Raw genomic sequence first — 17,491 nt, 5'->3', positions numbered from 1 at the left:
AAGAGTTTGCGCGTCTATATCTATCGTTCTAAAAAGAATATATCTTTTTTAACTCCATCAATACATTATCCATCTCTTCTATGATTTAATGGACAACCATTAACGGATAACGGCTAAGCAATTCATCACTTTTTCTTTCCTAACAATTCCTGCTGCAGCTTTACAATTTGCAATGCAAGTTGATCGGATACCGATTGGTTGCTGCTATTTCCTTCCGGGAATTGATTGGAGAAAAATGCTTTCGCTGACCAGATCTCCAGTATATCTTCCGCAGCCACTGAGAACGGTGAGTATTGACGGTTATCCGAAACCATCAACAGTTTACCTTCATCATCGGCAAAATTAAAAACACGTTTAAAGACAATACCGTCTTGTTGTGTTACCAGTATATATAGCTTACCATTTTTAATATCGGTGACGTCTTCCACATACTCTCCAAAAATTATACTACCCGGCTGTACCGGCAACATTGAATCACCTTGTATCTCGAAGGCTCTATAGGTTTTATTTCTCGGCAGTACCGGTAAACTTATCTTAGGAAGCTCCTTTACAAATTCAGGATCCTGATATCCCGCTAAATATCCTGCGGAAGCTTTTTGTGATACCAGTTCAACATTCTCTCTATTATTAGCATCGACTGTGATCGCCAGTACTTCTTTGCCTTTACTGCTGCCTATTTTACGATCCTTCTCGGAAACTTTGCTTAGGTCCTGGCTTACAAGCGCATCCAGGTTAACATTAAAGATCTTGGTGATGTCGAGCAGTGAAGACAACGGAGGAGTTGCACGCTCTTCTTCATAGGCGCCAATGGCGGCTTGCTTCAATCCGAGCTTTTCAGCGAGTTGCTTTTGAGTTAGTCCTTTCTGTGTACGAAGGAACTTCAGATTTTTATTAACAGTTGCCATTATATATAATAAAGTACAAGTTACGATTTACAAAGTACGACTTGAATAAACAATAATCATTGCTCAGAGATATACTTCCTCTGAACAAAATATCGTCCACTGACTTCGCTTACAACCCTGATGCCCTCTCTCGCATAACCCTGCGAGAGAGGCTCAGGAAAAAAACTACAACACAACGTTTCATTGAGTTTATAGAATCTGAATGGCAAAATCAGTTTAACTCCCTTTGTTTCTCAATGATGACACAAATCTAAAATAATTAGATTAAAATAAAAACAATTAACTAATATTTTTAGTTATTTAGCGTCATGGATCGGAACATAATACACTTGGATTTGGACGCCTTCTTTGTGGCGGTAGAGCGCAAGAACAACGCTCAGCTTAAAGGAAAGCCTTTAATTGTAGGAGGTAGCAGCCGCAGAGGTGTTGTTGCCGCCTGTAGTTATGAAGCGCGGAAATTTGGTGTTCATTCTGCTATGCCCATGTACCTCGCCCTTCAGCTTTGTCCTGATGCGAAAGTTATTTCCGGCGATATGGAGTCCTATAGTAAGGCCTCGCATGAAATAACAGAAATGATAGCCCAAGATGCTCCGTCTTTTGAAAAAGCTTCGATCGATGAGTTCTATATAGATGCCAGTGGTATGGACAAGTATTACGGTGCACATAAATGGGCCACAGAATTACGCACCAAGATTATCAAAGAGAGTGGCCTCACTATATCTATGGGTATATCTGTAAACAAACTTGTTTCGAAAGTAGCAACGGGTGAACGCAAGCCGGATGCCAACGTATGTATACCGGCCGGCACTGAAAAAGAATTCCTCGCACCATTGGGAGTTGACAAGATCCCAATGGTAGGCAAGCAAACTGCGACCTTTCTATATGACATGGGTGTTCGTACTATAGCAACATTGCGTGAGATGCCTTTAAAATTTCTGACGAGTGCTTTCGGTAAAAACGGAATTGTATTATGGAATAAAGCACATGGCATCGATGATTCTCCGGTGGTGCCCTATAGCGAACAAAAATCCATTTCAACCGAAAGTACATTTCAGGAAGATACTATAGATGTAAAGCGGATGAAATCAATCCTGATTGCCATGGTGGAAAAAGTTTCTTTTCAGCTTCGCAGTCAGGAGAAACTCACATCATGTGTTACCGTGAAGATCCGCTACTCGAATTTCGATACCGAAACCAAGCAAGTGCACATTCCCTATACATCTTCGGATCATGTCCTGCTGCGAACCGTTACACAACTTTTTGATAAACTCTATAATAGAAGAATGCTAATTCGTTTGGTAGGCGTACGCCTGAGCGGATTGGTACACGGCAATCATCAGATTACACTCTTCGATGATACAGCAGAGAGCATCAGCCTATATGAAGCGATCGACCTGATCAAACACCGCCATGGTGTTGAAAAATTAATCCGCGCGACTACACTCGATGTCAGCAACCGCGTGCGAATGGAAATGAACATGTTTAAAGGCAACGTAAAGTAGGAACTCAGAAAATAAAGCAGTCAGAATAAAAATGTAAAGGTTATGAAAACATCAGCATTAAAAATCAGCAACCCGGTAAAGGAGTTATTCTTCATTATTGCGCCTCCACGTCACATCATGAGCGATGTATCTGTACTGAAAGACGATGTACATTATCTGATCGGTCACGAACTCGATGACCGGTATTCCAAAGCACATATATCGTTATTTAAATATAGCGATGACCACTTAGAGGATATGATGCGACACGTTGAAGCTAAAGCTGCACAGTTCAAACCCTTTAACATCTTTATAAAAGACCTGAATGTATTTTACAACGGACCAAGCCGTACCATCTATCTCGACATTGTAAACAAGTATCCTGTACGTGATATTTTCGAGAAGCTGATCAAGGAAGAATCCGGTTACACACCGCATATCACCATCGCTAAAAAACTGGCGGCAGAAGATTTTCTGAAAGCATGGCCCTATTTAAAAGATCTTCCTTATAGCCAGCATTTTCTATGCGACCGCATTACGGTACTCGCGCGCGCTGAAAATAGATGGATTCACTATAAGGATATAATGTTTGGGGAGTACTAACTTTACGAAAAGGCTCGTGCCTTGATCGTATTACTAAACCGTTTTGTATTCCTATTTGTATGTCTCCTTTACAAGTTCTTCAAACTCATTTTGGTTATTCCTCCTTTCGGTTGGAGCAGGAAGGTATCATTCAAGCTGTGCTGCAAAAGAAGGATACCTTCGTGCTGATGCCAACCGGTGGTGGCAAGTCGTTGTGTTACCAGGTTCCTGCACTGATCTTTGAAGGACTCACCATTGTTATCTCGCCTCTCATCGCGTTGATGAAAGACCAGGTCGATGCGCTGCGACTCAATGGTATACAAGCTGCGTATTTAAATTCGACGCAGTCATATCCGGAACAGGAAGCGATCTTAAATAAGGCGCGTGCAAAGGAATTAAAGTTACTATACCTCGCTCCGGAGAAATTACTAAGACAAGATGAAACGAATGGAGGCACGAAAGATATATCGCCTTCGAAGTTTACGCCATCATCGTTCTTCAATACTATACTTTCAATGGATATCAGTCTCATTGCCATTGATGAGGCACATTGTATATCGCATTGGGGACATGATTTCCGTCCAGAGTACTTAATGCTCGCGCAGCTAAAACGGTCGCTGCCAACGGTACCGGTAGTCGCACTCACTGCCACAGCCGATCGCCTGACGCGAAAAGATATAGTCGAGAAATTAGCGCTGAAAGAACCGCTTACCTTTATATCAAGTTTCAATCGCGCCAACATACGGTATACCGTTGAGCCCAAACAAGGAGCTTCCGAAAAGCTATTGAATTTCCTGGGCAAGCGAAAAACAGAATCGGGTATTATATACTGTTTGTCACGCGCCTCTACCGAGAGTCTGGCTAATGACCTGAGATCAAAAGGATTCGATGCTCTCCCCTATCACGCAGGTCTGGAGCGACAGCAACGCTTCAAGCACCAGGAAATGTTTTTGCGTGATGAAGTAAAGATCATGGTCGCTACCATTGCTTTTGGAATGGGTATAGATAAATCAAACGTCCGGTATGTGGTACATATGGATCTCCCTAAAAATATAGAGAGCTACTACCAGGAGACGGGCCGTGCCGGACGCGATGGACTTGAAAGTGAGGCGCTGTTATTTTACTCGTATGCAGATGTAACCAAACTGAAACGCTTCACACAAATCGAGGGCAATGAGGCGCAGACAAGTGTGATTTTTCGCAAGCTCGACCAGATGGCGATGTATGGCGATTTGTCTTCTTGTCGCAGAAAATATTTACTCAATTACTTCGATGAACCCGCTGACGATTATTGTGGTAACTGTGATGTTTGCCTCTCGCATGTCGAACGCGTGGATGGTACTATTCACGCACAGAAAATACTGTCGGCTATATCACGTTTACAAGAACGTTTCGGCGCAGGATATGTGATCGACTTCCTGCGTGGATCAAACAGTGCCAAAATTCAGGACGATCACAAGCAACTCAAAACGTTTGGCATCGGCAGTGACACCGGTAAAGAAGAATGGAACAGAATTATCCGGGATATAGCGGCTCAAGGCTATATTATGAAATCTGAAGGAGCTTACCCGGTACTGAAGCTCACGCCTAAAAGTATAGCCGTTCTGAAAGGCACTGAAAAAGTAATGATCACCAAATCGAAAGAGGTGATCGAAACACAAGCAGCCGCAGAGACAATTGAATACGATGCTATACTTTTCGAATGCCTGCGCCTCGTACGAAAGCAATTGGCAGAAGAAGAAAACGTACCAGCCTATATCGTGTTGTCGGATGCTACGCTACAAGAACTGGCAGCCTATATGCCGCTCTCGAAAGAAGAGCTGAGCAACATCACCGGTTTTGGCCAAATGAAAATTGAAAAGTACGGACCCCCCTTCTTACTCGCCATCGCCTATTACTGTGATGAGAACAAGCTTGCATCACGCATGCATCTTAAAACTCCCAAGCGGCAGCGCAAAGAAAAACCAGAACGTGAAAGTGATACCAAACAGCAGAGCCTCACACTTTTCAACGAGGGAAATTCCATTGAGAAAATTGCAGTGATGCGTGGACTTAGTCCTTCCACGATTGAAGGACATCTTGCTTTTTATGTTCAACGCGGACAATTGCCGATCGATCAATTGATCGATACCAACAAGCTCCAGGTAATTCAGAGCACGATTGATAGTATAGGAGGCATGGCGCTTTCTCCAATCAAGGAGGCTCTGGGAGAAGAATATAGTTTTGGGGAAATCAAGATGGTGCTGGCCTACCTCAACCGAATGAATATATAGCCCTGTAACAGGTATTAAATACGATCGCATGTTCCTCAATTGTCATACCGGCTTCAGCTTTAAATACGGGATGCTTCCGGTAAAAACGCTCTTTGAAGAAGCCAAACGTTGTGGCGTGCATAAATTAATCCTGACGGAGATCAACAACACCGCCTCCTATATGGAGATGCTTCGTGTGTGTGAGAACAACCGTCCGCAAAAAAATGGTCTCACTAAATTCAATGAAACTGCCTATCAGCTCGATATAGCAGTTGGAATAGAATTCAGAAATGCGAACGAACTGCTATATATAGCCATCGCCGAAAACAATGAAGGGTTCGAAACTATAAATCGCTTTCTCTCCCGCTATAATCGTGAAGAAAAAGAGTTCCCGGCAAAAGCTCCCGAATTTGAAAATGTATTCGTTATTTATCCATTCGGCAAGTTCGAGCCGGAACAACTTCGTCCGTATGAATATATAGGTATACAACAGCATCAGGTCAATCAATTTTCGCTTTACGCGCAACGGGCTGAGTACATGCAGAAGTTCGTTATTCTTCACCCGGTATCATTCCTTCCGCCTGTACGAAATACAAAAGGCAAACTTGTTAATAAAGATTATAATGCCCATCGCCTGCTGCGTGCTGTTGCCAATAACACACTGCTAAGCAAGTTACCCGAACATCAGCAAGCTCGTCCGGATGAGTATATGATTCCTGTGCAAGATCTTCTGCATTATTTCGAGCGCTATCCTGAATTGATCAGCAATACAAATGCTATCCTGGAGAAATGTACCATCGACTGTAAGCAAGGTGTTGATAAGAACAAGAAGTTCTTTACGGAAAGTAAACAGACTGACCTTGCGTTTCTAAGAGAGGAGACACAAAAAGGCTACAAAAGAATTTTCGGAGATAACGATGCCGTTTGGAACGAACGCATTGAAAAGGAATTAGCGATCATCGAGAAAAAAGAATTCACAGCCTATTATCTCATCACCTACGACCTGATCAATTTTGCCAAACGAAACGGCTACGATTTTGTAGGACGTGGCAGTGGAGCCAACAGTACGGTGGCATATTGCCTAGGCATCACCAATGTCAATCCTATCGAACTCAATCTATACTTTGAACGCTTCCTGAACGAAGAACGTACTTCACCTCCTGACTTTGATATTGACTTTTCATGGGATAACCGCGATGCGATCTATGACTATATATTCCAAAAGTATGGACCGGATAAAGTATGTCTGCTCGGTACACATGTAACCTACCAGGGCCGTTCAATTTTACGTGAGCTGGGAAAAGTATTCGGGTTACCGAAAGAAGAAATTGACGATCTCGTAGAAAATCCCGGGAAGAACAGCGGACGTGATCACATCAGTGAACTGGTATATAAATACGCTTCCTATATCGTTGAAAAAGAATTGCCTGCCAATTTTTCAATTCATGCCGGAGGTGTGTTGATTACCGAGAAACCAATTTATGCCTATACCGCCACCGAGCTTCCTCCTAAAGGTTACCCGGTATCGCATTTTGAAATGCACAACGCAGAAGACTTTGGCATTTATAAATTTGATATACTGAGCCAGCGCGGCCTGGGTCATATCAAAGAAACGATCCGTCATGTAAAACGGAACCAAGGCATTACGATTGATATTAATCGCTTCGATGATTTCAAGAAAGATGATAAAATAAAAGACCTGTTACGCAACAGCCGTGCTATAGGCTGCTTTTACGTGGAGTCGCCCGCGATGCGGATGTTGCTTGGAAAATTACAATGTGACGATTACCTCACGTTGGTGGCAGCAAGCTCTATTATTCGTCCCGGGGTTGCCAGCTCTGGTATGATGCGCGCCTATATAGAGCGGTATCATGCTGTACGCAATGGAGGAAGCTATGAAGCCATCCATCCGAAGATGGATGCGTTGATGAAAGAAACCTATGGTGTAATGGTATACCAGGAAGATGTAATCAAAGTAGCGCATGAGTTTGCCGGTATATCATTGACAGAAGCGGATGTTTTACGCAGAGGTATGTCGGGTAAATATAGATCGCGTGAAGAATTTCAGCGGGTACGCGAACGCTTCTTTGAATGTTGCCATGAGCGCGGTTATGAACAACATATTATTGATCGCGTTTGGTTTGAGATTGAAAGTTTTTCAGGCTACTCCTTTGCCAAAGGACACTCTGCGAGTTATGCTGTAGAGAGTTATCAAAGTCTATATTTGAAGGCTCATTATCCGCTGGAATTTATGGTGGGCGTGATCAACAACTTCGGGGGCTTCTACCGTACTGAATTTTACTTTCATGAAGCCCGCATGAGCGGAGCACTGATCCAGGCTCCATGCGTCAACCACAGCGATTATCTCACCACCCTCTACGATGATCATATATATGTCGGCTTCGTTCACCTGAAAAGTCTGGAAACAAAAGTAGCACAGCAAATTCCGCAGGAGCGCGAACGGAATGGTATATACAAGAGCCTGGATAATTTTCTGCGCAGAGTGCCGCTGGGACTTGAACAGATCCGCATCCTGATCAGGCTTGGAGCCTTTCGTTTTACAGGACGCAGCAAGCAACGGCTGCTCTGGGAGGCTATGCTATATTTCGGCAATTCCAAGAATAGAAATAAAACAGCCGTTGAGCTTTTCGATACAGAGCCGAAAGACTACCCACTTCCGATCCTGGAGCACAACGAACTGGAAGATATATTTGATGAGATCGAACTGTTAGGCTTCCCGTTGGGTGACCCGTTCCGGCTATTGAAAACCACCGATCGCGGAGATACCATTGCGTGTGAGTTATTATCCAGGGTCGGCCAGCAGGTATATATTATCGGCTATATGGTTACCGTCAAGAATACACATACCAAAAATCATCAACTGATGAATTTTGGAACATTCTACGATCACCAGGGCGAAGTCTTTGACACCGTTCATTTCCCGAATGTAGCTGCCCAATACCCGATGCGCGGCAGGGGATTTTACGCAATCAAAGGAAAAGTAGTAGACGACTTTGGTGTATGTACCATTGAAGTAACCTGGATGGACAAGCTCGCCCTCATCAGCAAACGCCCCGAGGTAGCCTTCCAGGAAATCTAAATATACTATAGGATTAGGATCGTCTGTTCACGCAGGTAATCGACCCGTCTTCTTATTTTTTCAACAAATCTCTGATCTCTGTCAAAAGTTTGACATCAGCCGGTGGCTCTACCGGAGTGGGAGATTTTTCTTCTTTCTTCTTCAATGAATTCATGCCCTTCACCATCAGGAAAATAATAAAGGCAAGGATTGCAAAATTCAGCACCACGGTAACAAAGTTTCCCCACGCAAATACAGGTCCCAGTTTTTTTGCTTCCGCCAGTGGAAGACCTTTCGCTACTTTATCAGAAAGCGGAACATATAAATTGGAAAAATCTGCCTGAAACGCTATCCCTATCAGTGGCATAATGAGGTCATTCACAATGGAGTTAACGATGGTTCCAAACGCTCCGCCAATGATAACACCCACGGCCAGATCCATAACATTTCCGCGCAGTGCAAATTCTTTGAATTCTTTTAACATGATCGAGGGGTTGATGTTGATGAAAAGTACAATATATGGCCTAAACAACAAAACGATACTTTCTGTTATTCCTTCCGGAAGACAATAAAAAATAGTTACCTTATACACAAAAGTATTTTCCTATGCCTGGCCGAAAGCGTGTAGCCTCCCCGAAGAAGCCTCCTCTTGCAAAAGCTTTTAATGCCAAGAGTAAAAAGACGGTTGGTAAAAAAAACGTCAGTATACTGCAAGCACTCCGCGAAAGTCAGGATAAACTCAACCTTGCATTGAGTGCTGCCCAGATGGGTATATGGGAATGGGACGTTCGAACCAATGAAGTCAACTGGTCTGATAATGTACTCTCTATCTTCGGACAAAATAAAAATTCATTTGACGGCACCTTTGACGCCTATAGCAGGCTGATTTATCCAGACGATTTAGAGACCGTTATCACTACGATTCGTGAAGCGATTTCGGCCAAGAAAAATTATTTCATACAACACCGTATAGTATGGCTCGATGGCAGCATTCGCTGGGTTGAAGCAGCCGGAAAAGTTATTATCGATAAACAAGGCGAGCCCGTAAAGATGACAGGTACCGTTCAGGACATTACGGAGTTCAAGCTAAAAACTGCCGAGAATGATGACTGGAAAATGCGGTATGAACTTATCACAGCATCTTCCGGGCAGGTGGTATACGACTATCATATACCCACCGGTAAAATTGTGTGGAGTGGAAATATATATGAAGTGCTGGGATGTAATGCCGGTGAGATGGGCGACATTGTTACGTGGGGAGATTTGATTCATCCCGATGATCGCGAGAAAGCATTTTATGAATTGGAACGAGCCGAGAAGTTGTTGACTAAATATGATGTGACATACCGTTTCAGAAAGAAAAATGGTGACTATGTATTTATGCACGATCGTGGGTTCTTCTTACCGGGTCGTCATAGTAAAGCAGAGCGGATGCTGGGCACCATGCAGGATATATCTGACAAAATCAGAGCCGAAGAAATTTATGCGCAAAATATACGGTTCCGCGAAAGTATAGAGAAGACTATGCCTGGCGAACTTTTCGTTCACGATCTTGTACAGCGCCGCAATCTATACTCTACAGGAAAAATTATCAGTGGCTATACGCATGAAGAAGTTGAACGTATGGCACCGGATTTTCCTATGGCACTTGTTCACCCGGACGATATAGCATCCATTGCCGGTTGGACGGATGAACCCTTGGGCACTATTAAAGAATCACTTTTTCGCTTGCGCAAAAAAGATGGCGGGTGGCTCTGGATCTCCAGTCGCACCACCGTTTTCAAGAAAGATGAAACTGGAAACGTTGTGCAGATCATTGGTATTGCGCAGGACGTAACAGAACGGAAATTAGCAGAGGAGCAAATACGCGAACGCGACAAAAGTTATCGCGAATTATTTGATACTGTAAATGAAGCCATCTATATACAGGCCCCCGATGGTACATTTGTAGATGTGAATGAAACGTCCTGCAAGATGTATGGCTATGATAAAAAAGATTTCATCGGCAATACACCTGCATTTCTTTCAGCTCCCGGTAAAAATGACTTTGATGCGCTGATGAAACAAACGGAGCTGGCGTTGCAAGGACATCCACAGTCCTTTGAATGGTGGGGACAACGGAAAGATGGCTCTATATTTCTGAAACATGTTCAGCTCACCCAGGGCTCATACCTCGGACAGAAAATAATTATAGCAACCGCGCGCGACATTACAGAAGAGCGAAGTGCTATCGATCAACTTCATAAAAGTGAACAAAGCTATCGAGAACTTTTTAATACGGTTGGTCAGGAAATATATATACTCACACTGCAAGGCACCTTCCTCGATGTCAATACAGGAGCGTGCGAAATGTATGGCTACAGCAAAGAAGAATTTATAGGCCGTACACCTGAATTTCTGGGTGTCGAAGGGAGGAATGATCTTGTACAACTATCCAGTATATTTCAAAAAGCAGCTGATGGAACTCCGCAGTCTATGGACTGGTGGGGAAAGAGAAAAGACGGTGGTATATTCTTGCGGGAGGTACGTATATATAAAGGCACCTATTTTGGGCAGGAAGTATTGGTAGCCATTGCCTGGGATATCACCGATCGCAAGAACAAAGAAGATATACTCCGCGAAAGTGAAAAGCGTTTTCGTAACCTGATCAGGAACCTGAACATCGGTGTGTTGTTGCAGGACGACCAGGCTAACATTGTTCTCTCCAATAAGACAGCACAAGAACTTTTAGATTTATCAGAAGATGCACTGCTCGGACGATCGTTATTCAATCCGGGGTGGCGTGTAATCCACGAAGACGGATCTGATTTTCCGGGAGCAGCACATCCTGTTCCGCAGGTAATGCGAACCCATAGACCTGTTAGGGGTACCGTTATGGGAGTCTGCCGCGATACAAAGCAAGATATAGTGTGGCTGCTGGTAAATGCAGAGCCTATATTAAACGAGCAAAAGAAACTTGTTGAAGTTATCTGCACGTTTACAGATATAACAACGCTTAAAAACATTCAGCAGGAATTACGCGAAAGCGAACAACGCTTCCGTATACTTCAGGAGGCTTCATTCGGTGGAATTGGATTGCACGACCGTGGAGCCGTCATCGACTGCAACCAGGGACTTTGTGATATTACAGGATATACCTATGAAGAATTGATTGGTCGCAACGGACTGGACTTGATTGCTCCGGAGTGGCAGCCGATGGTGATGAGCAACATACGTTCCGGTTATGAAAAGCCTTATGACGTAGAAGGTATACGCAAGGACGGTACGCGATATTTTCTGGAAGTGCACGCCAAGAATATACCATACCATGGAAAAACAATTCGTGTAACAGAATTTCGTGACATTACCGATCGTAAACTATCGGAAGAAAAAATAATAGAACAAAACATTAAGCTGCAAGCCATCACGGAAGATCTCAAGAGAAAGAACGAACAACTTGAGGAATTCACGCAGATCGTATCCCACAACCTGCGCTCACCGGTTGGAAATATACTCACACTGCTAAGCTTCTTCGAAGGAACTGAAGCCGAAGATGAAAAAGCAGAATACCTGAAACTGTTGAAAGAGTCGGGCGTCATCACGCTAAATACCTTGCATGAACTAAATGAAGTATTAAAAATCAAACAAAATAAAAACATTGAGAAGCAACAACTTGTTTTCAATACAGTCTTCTTACATGTAAAGGCAATGCTGAGCGCGCGAATAACGGAAACCGGTGCAGAAATATATGCTGATTTTTCTGCTGCGCCGGTTATTGAATATCCGCGTATTTACCTGGAAAGTGTTTTGCTGAACCTGCTGAGCAATGCGTTGAAATATATTTATCCGGGAAGACCACCCGTCATTTATTTTAAAACGTATACTGAGAATGGAAACACTTTTTTACAAGTAACAGACAACGGCTTGGGAATAAATCTGGAGCGCTATGGGCATCAGATCTTCAAGCTGCGAAAAACATTTCATCGCCACCCGGAAAGCAGAGGTATTGGATTATTCATGATAAAGAATCAAATTGAAGCCATGGGGGGCGACATCACGATTTCGAGTAGAGAAAATGAAGGAACCACTTTTAACATTAACTTTAATAAGTACCTAACCGATGGAAAATAAGACTCCCATCATTGCCCTTGTTGATGATGACAAGGTATTCCAGATCACTGCTTCGCGTACCATTATGGCAGCTCAGCTTACGGATAAGATTCTGCAGTTTGAGAACGGAGAAGATGCTTTGATTTTTCTGAAACATCATGCCGGTGATTCTGAAACACTCCCTGACTATATTTTCCTGGATATCAACATGCCCTTTGTAGATGGATGGATGTTCCTCGAAGACTACTCGCTCTTCAAGACTAACCTATCTAAAAAGATTTTGATCTATATGGTTAGCTCATCCATTGATCCACGTGATGTAGACCGGGCTAAACAGAATGAAAACATTCGCGAATATATAATCAAGCCCGTAACACGCGAGAAATTTATTGAGCTTTTAAGCAAAGCCGCCTAGCCCACCCGTTATCCCGCGCGTTCTGGGATCAGTCCTTTTTCGCGCGCAATTTTCATAACGAGTTCAAGCGCTTGTGCGCGGTCATTCTTTATATTCCCTTCGAGGATAGCTTCTTTGATCTGCTCTTTTATTTCACCTACTATTTTTCCCGGAGGAACATTGAACATCTGCATGATCTCATCGCCCGTAACAGGCGGTTGGAAGTTACGAATGTTGTCCTTCTCCTCCACTTCCTTCATCTTCTGCTCTACGAGATCGAAATTTTTCAGGAAGCGGTTTACCTTATCGTTGTTCTTGGAAGTAATGTCGGCACGACATAGCTTCATCAGCGCGTCTGTGTCCTCTCCTGCTTCAAAGAGTAATCTGCGTATAGCCGAGTCCGTTACCTCTTTCACCAACGCTATAGGGCGCAAGTGAAGCTTCACGAGCTTTTGTACAAACAACATCTTCTCATTCATCGGTAACTTCATTCTCCGAAATATACCGGGCACCATGCGTGCACCTTTATCTTCATGTCCGTGAAATGTCCAGCCATGCACTTTGTCAAATCGCTTCGTAGCAGGCTTGGCGATATCATGAAGTATAGCTGCCCAGCGTAACCATAAATCATACGACATTACCGAGACATTGTCCAACACCTGGAGCGTATGAAAGAAATTATCTTTATGCGTTTTGCTGCCAACTGCTTCAACGCCGTGAAGCGCTATCATTTCCGCAAAGAAATGTTTCAGCATACCGCTATGGAAAAGTAGTTTGAATCCGTAGGAAGGAACAGGACTTAAAATGATTTTATTCAATTCATCCGTAATGCGTTCTTGCGAAACGATCTTGAGGCGCTCTGCCTGATTTATAATAGCCTCAAATGTATCCGGGTCTATATCAAAGCTCAATTGAGATGCAAAGCGTATAGCCCGCATCATGCGCAATGGATCGTCTGAAAAAGTTATAGCCGGATCCAGCGGAGTGCGGATCATTTTTTTGTTCATGTCTTCGATCCCATTGAAGGGGTCGATCAAATCTCCGAACGTATTTTTATTAAGACTGATAGCCAGTGCGTTCATTGTAAAATCTCTGCGCTTCTGATCGTCATCGAGCGTTCCATCTTCCACTATAGGCTTACGCGAATCACTGCGATACGACTCCTTGCGCGCGCCTACAAATTCAAGATCCAGATCTTCATAGCGGATCTGCGCAGTACCAAAGCTTTTATAGATGTTAACATGAACCTTGGGGCCAAGCGCCTGTGCAACGGCTTCTGCCAACTCTATACCACTTCCCACGCAAACAAAATCAATATCTTTTGAAGGACGATGCAAAATCAGGTCGCGTACATACCCTCCCACCACATAGGTATCAAATCCCAGTTGATCGCCAACGGCACCAATGATTTTAAATATTTTATTCTCGAGCGAGGAAGACAGATTCATTTCCAAAAGCAATTCAGCCTCCAAAGGTAGGCAATGTTATGCTTTCGTGGGAATAGTAATACGATAGAGTTATACGAGCGACTTTTTACGTGGATAAAACCTATTCTGTTTAAAAACTATATGCATACGCCAGTGTAGCGGTTAGCGATCGCGTGGTTCCTCGTTCTTCAATGTCACGCTGTTGCCAGATGGTGTTGGCGCTGAGGTTGTGGCGCTTCAATAAAGTATAGCCTGCATTCCAACGCAAGTTCAATACTTTGTTTTGTACTTCACCTTCATTGTAACTCACGTTATACGAAGATGATAATCCCGTAGTCACAGCCTTCTTAAATACTTTGGCCCTCACACCCAGCGTTGGCCCGAGTGTAAGGAACTCATCGCCCCCTACATGATTATAGGTGGTGTTGAATGCCACATTGAAATTGATGGCCTGTGGAACAAGCAATAATCCGTATACTGTGCTGAGGTTATAAAATTGAGACAACGCTCCGGGGCGAATTACATCGCCTTGCTTATCGGCAGCTTCCTGGTAACTCGCGTTTACATTCAGGTTCTGTCTTCTGTTTTCATTCTTACCGAAATTATAGATTGTGTTGATGGCGAGGTTCTGTGACAGCTGCGTGAAGTCCAACGTATCCAGATTATCGTAAGGCGACTGCCCATTTATATAGTCAAACTGCGAGCGAATGTTCATATAGGTTTGAAAGCTTGAGTACGACACCGACACATTGATTTTTTCATTCGGAGTATAGTTCAGGTTAGCCGAACTCACAAAACGCTTGGATGATTGCTCCTTATCATTATCAAGGTTATCTCGCTGTACGCCCCAACTCAAGGCTATATTTGCTTTGTCCTTTAAAAAAGGACGGGCATAACGCAACGTAATATTTTCATAATCATTGTTGAAGTAATATGCACCGAGCGTTCTATACTCCGGATCAATCCGCTCATACCCTACTCCTATAGTATTTTTAAAAAGCTGATAATTAGCCTCTACCTTAAAAGCTTTATAAGCCTCCGAAGAAGTTCGGTTGGCAAGCGTTTTATGGATGATCGATGAACCTTCTCGTGATGCACGTACATCGCGCGTTAAAACACTCACACCATATTCACCCGAGAGATTCAGGTTGTCCATCAACTTGATTCCTCCTTCCCAACTGAACGCTACATTTTGTTGTGGAAATATATTCAGGCTATCCGGTTGCCATCGTAGGGAATTAGGATCATCCTTTGCCGCGAACATCGTCATACCCAGGTAATGGTCTTCCTGGTCGTATCGAACCTTTGCCCCGTAGCCCATGCGTTGATACGCAGCAGGCACAATGCGGTTAGCAGTATCGTACTCGACACTACGCTGCAGTCGCCCGTACATGGCGCTATATTTGAACGGACCTTTCGGAGTAAGATCTACACCCACACCAGTAAACATGTGACCATTGAGGGTATACGGTGAGAAGCTCATGGCAACATCCCCTATATGGCCGGTAATCCATTTATACACCGGATGTACACTGAATCTATTGGGCAATGTAGGATAACCATAACTGGAACCGAGGTTGGTGATATTGAAAGAGAACGGAAGGTTGATTTGATTATAGATATTGAAATTTATACTCCCACTCAGGAAGTACGTGAAGGGTTGTCGCCCCTGACCATCATTACCATCGTAAAATATAGTATTAGCCGAGATACCACCACCAATGCGGACAGGCTTTTGAGAAAATGTATTCTTCAGATTGCCCAGATCAACTTGTTGTGCGCGTGTATCCAGATTGAGCAACATCGCCACGAAAAGAATAGTCAACAACCTGTATATATTTTTACAGGAAGCGATATAGCCGGTAACTGAGCGAGTATTCATCGTTTTAATTTTTGCACCTTAATATCAAGAAGTATATACGACTGCGATCCATCTACCACAAAGCTCTTCACTTTGATCGCACCTTTTCTTCCATCACTTGTCTCAAACAAAACAATGCGAGGTACAACCGTACTATTGAAGAAAGATATTTTACTATCGTTATTCTTTATATCGAGAGGCTGCAGCGGTGTATCATTCGTCATAGCATCGAACTGGCTCGCTGAAAATGATATGGCGCTCGATTCGAGCGTATTGATAAAAGCCGTATGCGAAGCACCTGGTATAGGCGGGAACGCATACTTGGCAGCAGAGTCTGGTGATATAAATCGGCTATAGCTGAAACTCGAATTTATACCGAAGAACACAATATCTATTAGACTTCCGTTATCCGCATTTACATCTTCACGCTTCAAAACTTGTCGGAGTTTCGTAGAGTAGAAACTACCGGAAGCGACATGTCCCGCACTGATCGCCAACTTAACATCCTCCATAACATACAGGTTTGTATTTGGTTTTACTGTAATGGTGCGTTGTGTCGTCTGAACATCTTTATCATTTTCCGTCTGCAGTGTTACCGTGTAGGTGCCGGGATTCTCAAAATATATAGTTGTATTTTCCGCTGTGGTATTGTTGATCACCCCACCGGTAGCTGACCATGCACTGCGCAAAGTGCTGATTGTAGCATTCTGAAGACTGGCCGTTAATGGAGCCTCATAGTCTTCATCTTCAAAAGAAGGTATAATTGAAAAATCAATAGCCATGGCAGGCTTTAAGACAATTGTTTTTGATGAAGAGAAGAACTCTCTTCCATTGCCTACACGTAATTGTATAGCATGCTCTCCCGGAGAATCAAACACTACATCCGGAGGATTTGCCAGCGTAGAAGTTGCCGGTGTTCCTCCCTCAAATGTCCACTCATACGAAGAAGCACCACGAGTCTGATTTGTAATCTTTACAGTAGCAGGTACAAAATCATTTACTTGTACAGCAACATCAAACGCAAGGTTAACAGCTGAATCAAGCGTAAATGTAATTTCTTTGGTATCGCGTTGCGTGTCGTTCCACGCTTCGAGTTTTATAGTATAGGTACCTGCTTTATCATAGGAGATTGTCCCAGGATTCTTATCATCCGATGTTGCCGGGGAAGCACCCTCAAAAGTCCAGCGATAAAAATCAGCACCTGAAGTCCGGTTTACCAACGCAAGGTCTACCGGCACGGTATAACTTTCCGGCTGGATATACTCAAAGTCCATGATGACCGGAACCTCTTCCTCTTTATAGCAGGAGACCATCACGACACTCAGAATTAAACTTACAAGAAGGGTAGCGTTAAATTTCATACAGGCAACTATCGTTAGGCTAAAACAAGCTGCAGCCCTTTACAAGATTACAGCTTGTAT

The 17,491-nt window shown here is 43.5% G+C and carries 11 protein-coding genes; 6 read left to right on the top strand and 5 right to left on the bottom strand.

The genetic code is table 11. The features are described from left to right. Positions 1-125 precede the first annotated feature (125 nt). The gene (locus B5Y40_RS09090) at positions 126-905 is read right to left on the bottom strand and encodes an XRE family transcriptional regulator (protein WP_079686362.1); all 780 of its coding nucleotides are present in this window, start codon (positions 903-905) and stop codon (positions 126-128) included. A gap of 308 nt (positions 906-1,213) precedes the next feature. On the opposite strand from B5Y40_RS09090, the gene dinB reads away from it, so the two are divergent. Genes dinB through B5Y40_RS09070 form a run of 4 tightly spaced genes read left to right on the top strand, consistent with a single transcriptional unit; the run spans position 1,214 to position 8,320 of the window. After that, a complete protein-coding gene (gene dinB, locus B5Y40_RS09085) occupies positions 1,214-2,407 on the top strand; it encodes a DNA polymerase IV (protein WP_079686361.1) in 1,194 nt (397 codons plus the stop codon). Positions 2,408-2,449: 42 nt separating this feature from the next. Further along, positions 2,450-2,989, top strand: a complete 540-nt coding sequence (locus B5Y40_RS09080; RefSeq protein ID WP_079686360.1) for a 2'-5' RNA ligase family protein — start codon at positions 2,450-2,452, stop codon at positions 2,987-2,989. Positions 2,990-3,048: 59 nt separating this feature from the next. Beyond that, positions 3,049-5,241, top strand: a complete 2,193-nt coding sequence (locus B5Y40_RS09075) for a RecQ family ATP-dependent DNA helicase (RefSeq protein WP_079686359.1) — start codon at positions 3,049-3,051, stop codon at positions 5,239-5,241. Between the two features lie 28 nt (positions 5,242-5,269). Continuing rightward, positions 5,270-8,320, top strand: a complete 3,051-nt coding sequence (locus B5Y40_RS09070; RefSeq protein ID WP_079686358.1) for a DNA polymerase III subunit alpha — start codon at positions 5,270-5,272, stop codon at positions 8,318-8,320. A gap of 52 nt (positions 8,321-8,372) precedes the next feature. Here B5Y40_RS09070 and mscL read toward each other — a convergent pair whose 3' ends face one another. Beyond that, the gene (mscL, locus tag B5Y40_RS09065) at positions 8,373-8,783 is read right to left on the bottom strand and encodes a large conductance mechanosensitive channel protein MscL (RefSeq protein WP_079686357.1); all 411 of its coding nucleotides are present in this window, start codon (positions 8,781-8,783) and stop codon (positions 8,373-8,375) included. A gap of 122 nt (positions 8,784-8,905) precedes the next feature. Between mscL and B5Y40_RS09060 the strand changes: the two genes are divergently transcribed. After that, positions 8,906-12,409, top strand: a complete 3,504-nt coding sequence (locus B5Y40_RS09060) for a PAS domain S-box protein (RefSeq protein WP_079686356.1) — start codon at positions 8,906-8,908, stop codon at positions 12,407-12,409. Next, complete coding sequence (locus tag B5Y40_RS09055; protein WP_079686355.1) at positions 12,399-12,803, top strand: response regulator; 405 nt, start codon at positions 12,399-12,401, stop codon at positions 12,801-12,803. Before B5Y40_RS09060 ends, B5Y40_RS09055 begins: the two co-directional genes overlap by 11 nt. A gap of 8 nt (positions 12,804-12,811) precedes the next feature. Here B5Y40_RS09055 and B5Y40_RS09050 read toward each other — a convergent pair whose 3' ends face one another. From B5Y40_RS09050 to B5Y40_RS09040, 3 genes are all read right to left on the bottom strand, one after another. Then, the gene (locus tag B5Y40_RS09050; protein ID WP_079686354.1) at positions 12,812-14,230 is read right to left on the bottom strand and encodes a CCA tRNA nucleotidyltransferase; all 1,419 of its coding nucleotides are present in this window, start codon (positions 14,228-14,230) and stop codon (positions 12,812-12,814) included. 109 nt (positions 14,231-14,339) lie between these two features. Then, the gene (locus B5Y40_RS09045) at positions 14,340-16,091 is read right to left on the bottom strand and encodes a TonB-dependent receptor (protein WP_079686353.1); all 1,752 of its coding nucleotides are present in this window, start codon (positions 16,089-16,091) and stop codon (positions 14,340-14,342) included. Further along, positions 16,088-17,431, bottom strand: coding sequence for a PKD domain-containing protein (locus B5Y40_RS09040; RefSeq protein ID WP_079686352.1), 1,344 nt, complete (start codon positions 17,429-17,431; stop codon positions 16,088-16,090). Before B5Y40_RS09040 ends, B5Y40_RS09045 begins: the two co-directional genes overlap by 4 nt. Positions 17,432-17,491 lie beyond the last annotated feature (60 nt).

The organism is Ohtaekwangia koreensis (genome assembly GCF_900167975.1).
Classification (GTDB): Bacteria; Bacteroidota; Bacteroidia; order Cytophagales; family Cyclobacteriaceae; genus Ohtaekwangia; species Ohtaekwangia koreensis.
This window is presented reverse-complemented; position numbering and strand designations above follow the sequence as displayed.

What these genes read in the sequence shown, in the direction of transcription:
- B5Y40_RS09090 (WP_079686362.1), bottom strand. Translation starts at nt 905, where the DNA reads ATGGCAACTGTTAATAAAAATCTGAAGTTCCTTCGTACACAGAAAGGA.
- dinB (WP_079686361.1), top strand. Translation starts at nt 1,214, where the DNA reads ATGGATCGGAACATAATACACTTGGATTTGGACGCCTTCTTTGTGGCG.
- B5Y40_RS09080 (WP_079686360.1), top strand. Translation starts at nt 2,450, where the DNA reads ATGAAAACATCAGCATTAAAAATCAGCAACCCGGTAAAGGAGTTATTC.
- B5Y40_RS09075 (WP_079686359.1), top strand. Translation starts at nt 3,049, where the DNA reads ATGTCTCCTTTACAAGTTCTTCAAACTCATTTTGGTTATTCCTCCTTT.
- B5Y40_RS09070 (WP_079686358.1), top strand. Translation starts at nt 5,270, where the DNA reads ATGTTCCTCAATTGTCATACCGGCTTCAGCTTTAAATACGGGATGCTT.
- mscL (WP_079686357.1), bottom strand. Translation starts at nt 8,783, where the DNA reads ATGTTAAAAGAATTCAAAGAATTTGCACTGCGCGGAAATGTTATGGAT.
- B5Y40_RS09060 (WP_079686356.1), top strand. Translation starts at nt 8,906, where the DNA reads ATGCCTGGCCGAAAGCGTGTAGCCTCCCCGAAGAAGCCTCCTCTTGCA.
- B5Y40_RS09055 (WP_079686355.1), top strand. Translation starts at nt 12,399, where the DNA reads ATGGAAAATAAGACTCCCATCATTGCCCTTGTTGATGATGACAAGGTA.
- B5Y40_RS09050 (WP_079686354.1), bottom strand. Translation starts at nt 14,230, where the DNA reads ATGAATCTGTCTTCCTCGCTCGAGAATAAAATATTTAAAATCATTGGT.
- B5Y40_RS09045 (WP_079686353.1), bottom strand. Translation starts at nt 16,091, where the DNA reads ATGAATACTCGCTCAGTTACCGGCTATATCGCTTCCTGTAAAAATATA.
- B5Y40_RS09040 (WP_079686352.1), bottom strand. Translation starts at nt 17,431, where the DNA reads ATGAAATTTAACGCTACCCTTCTTGTAAGTTTAATTCTGAGTGTCGTG.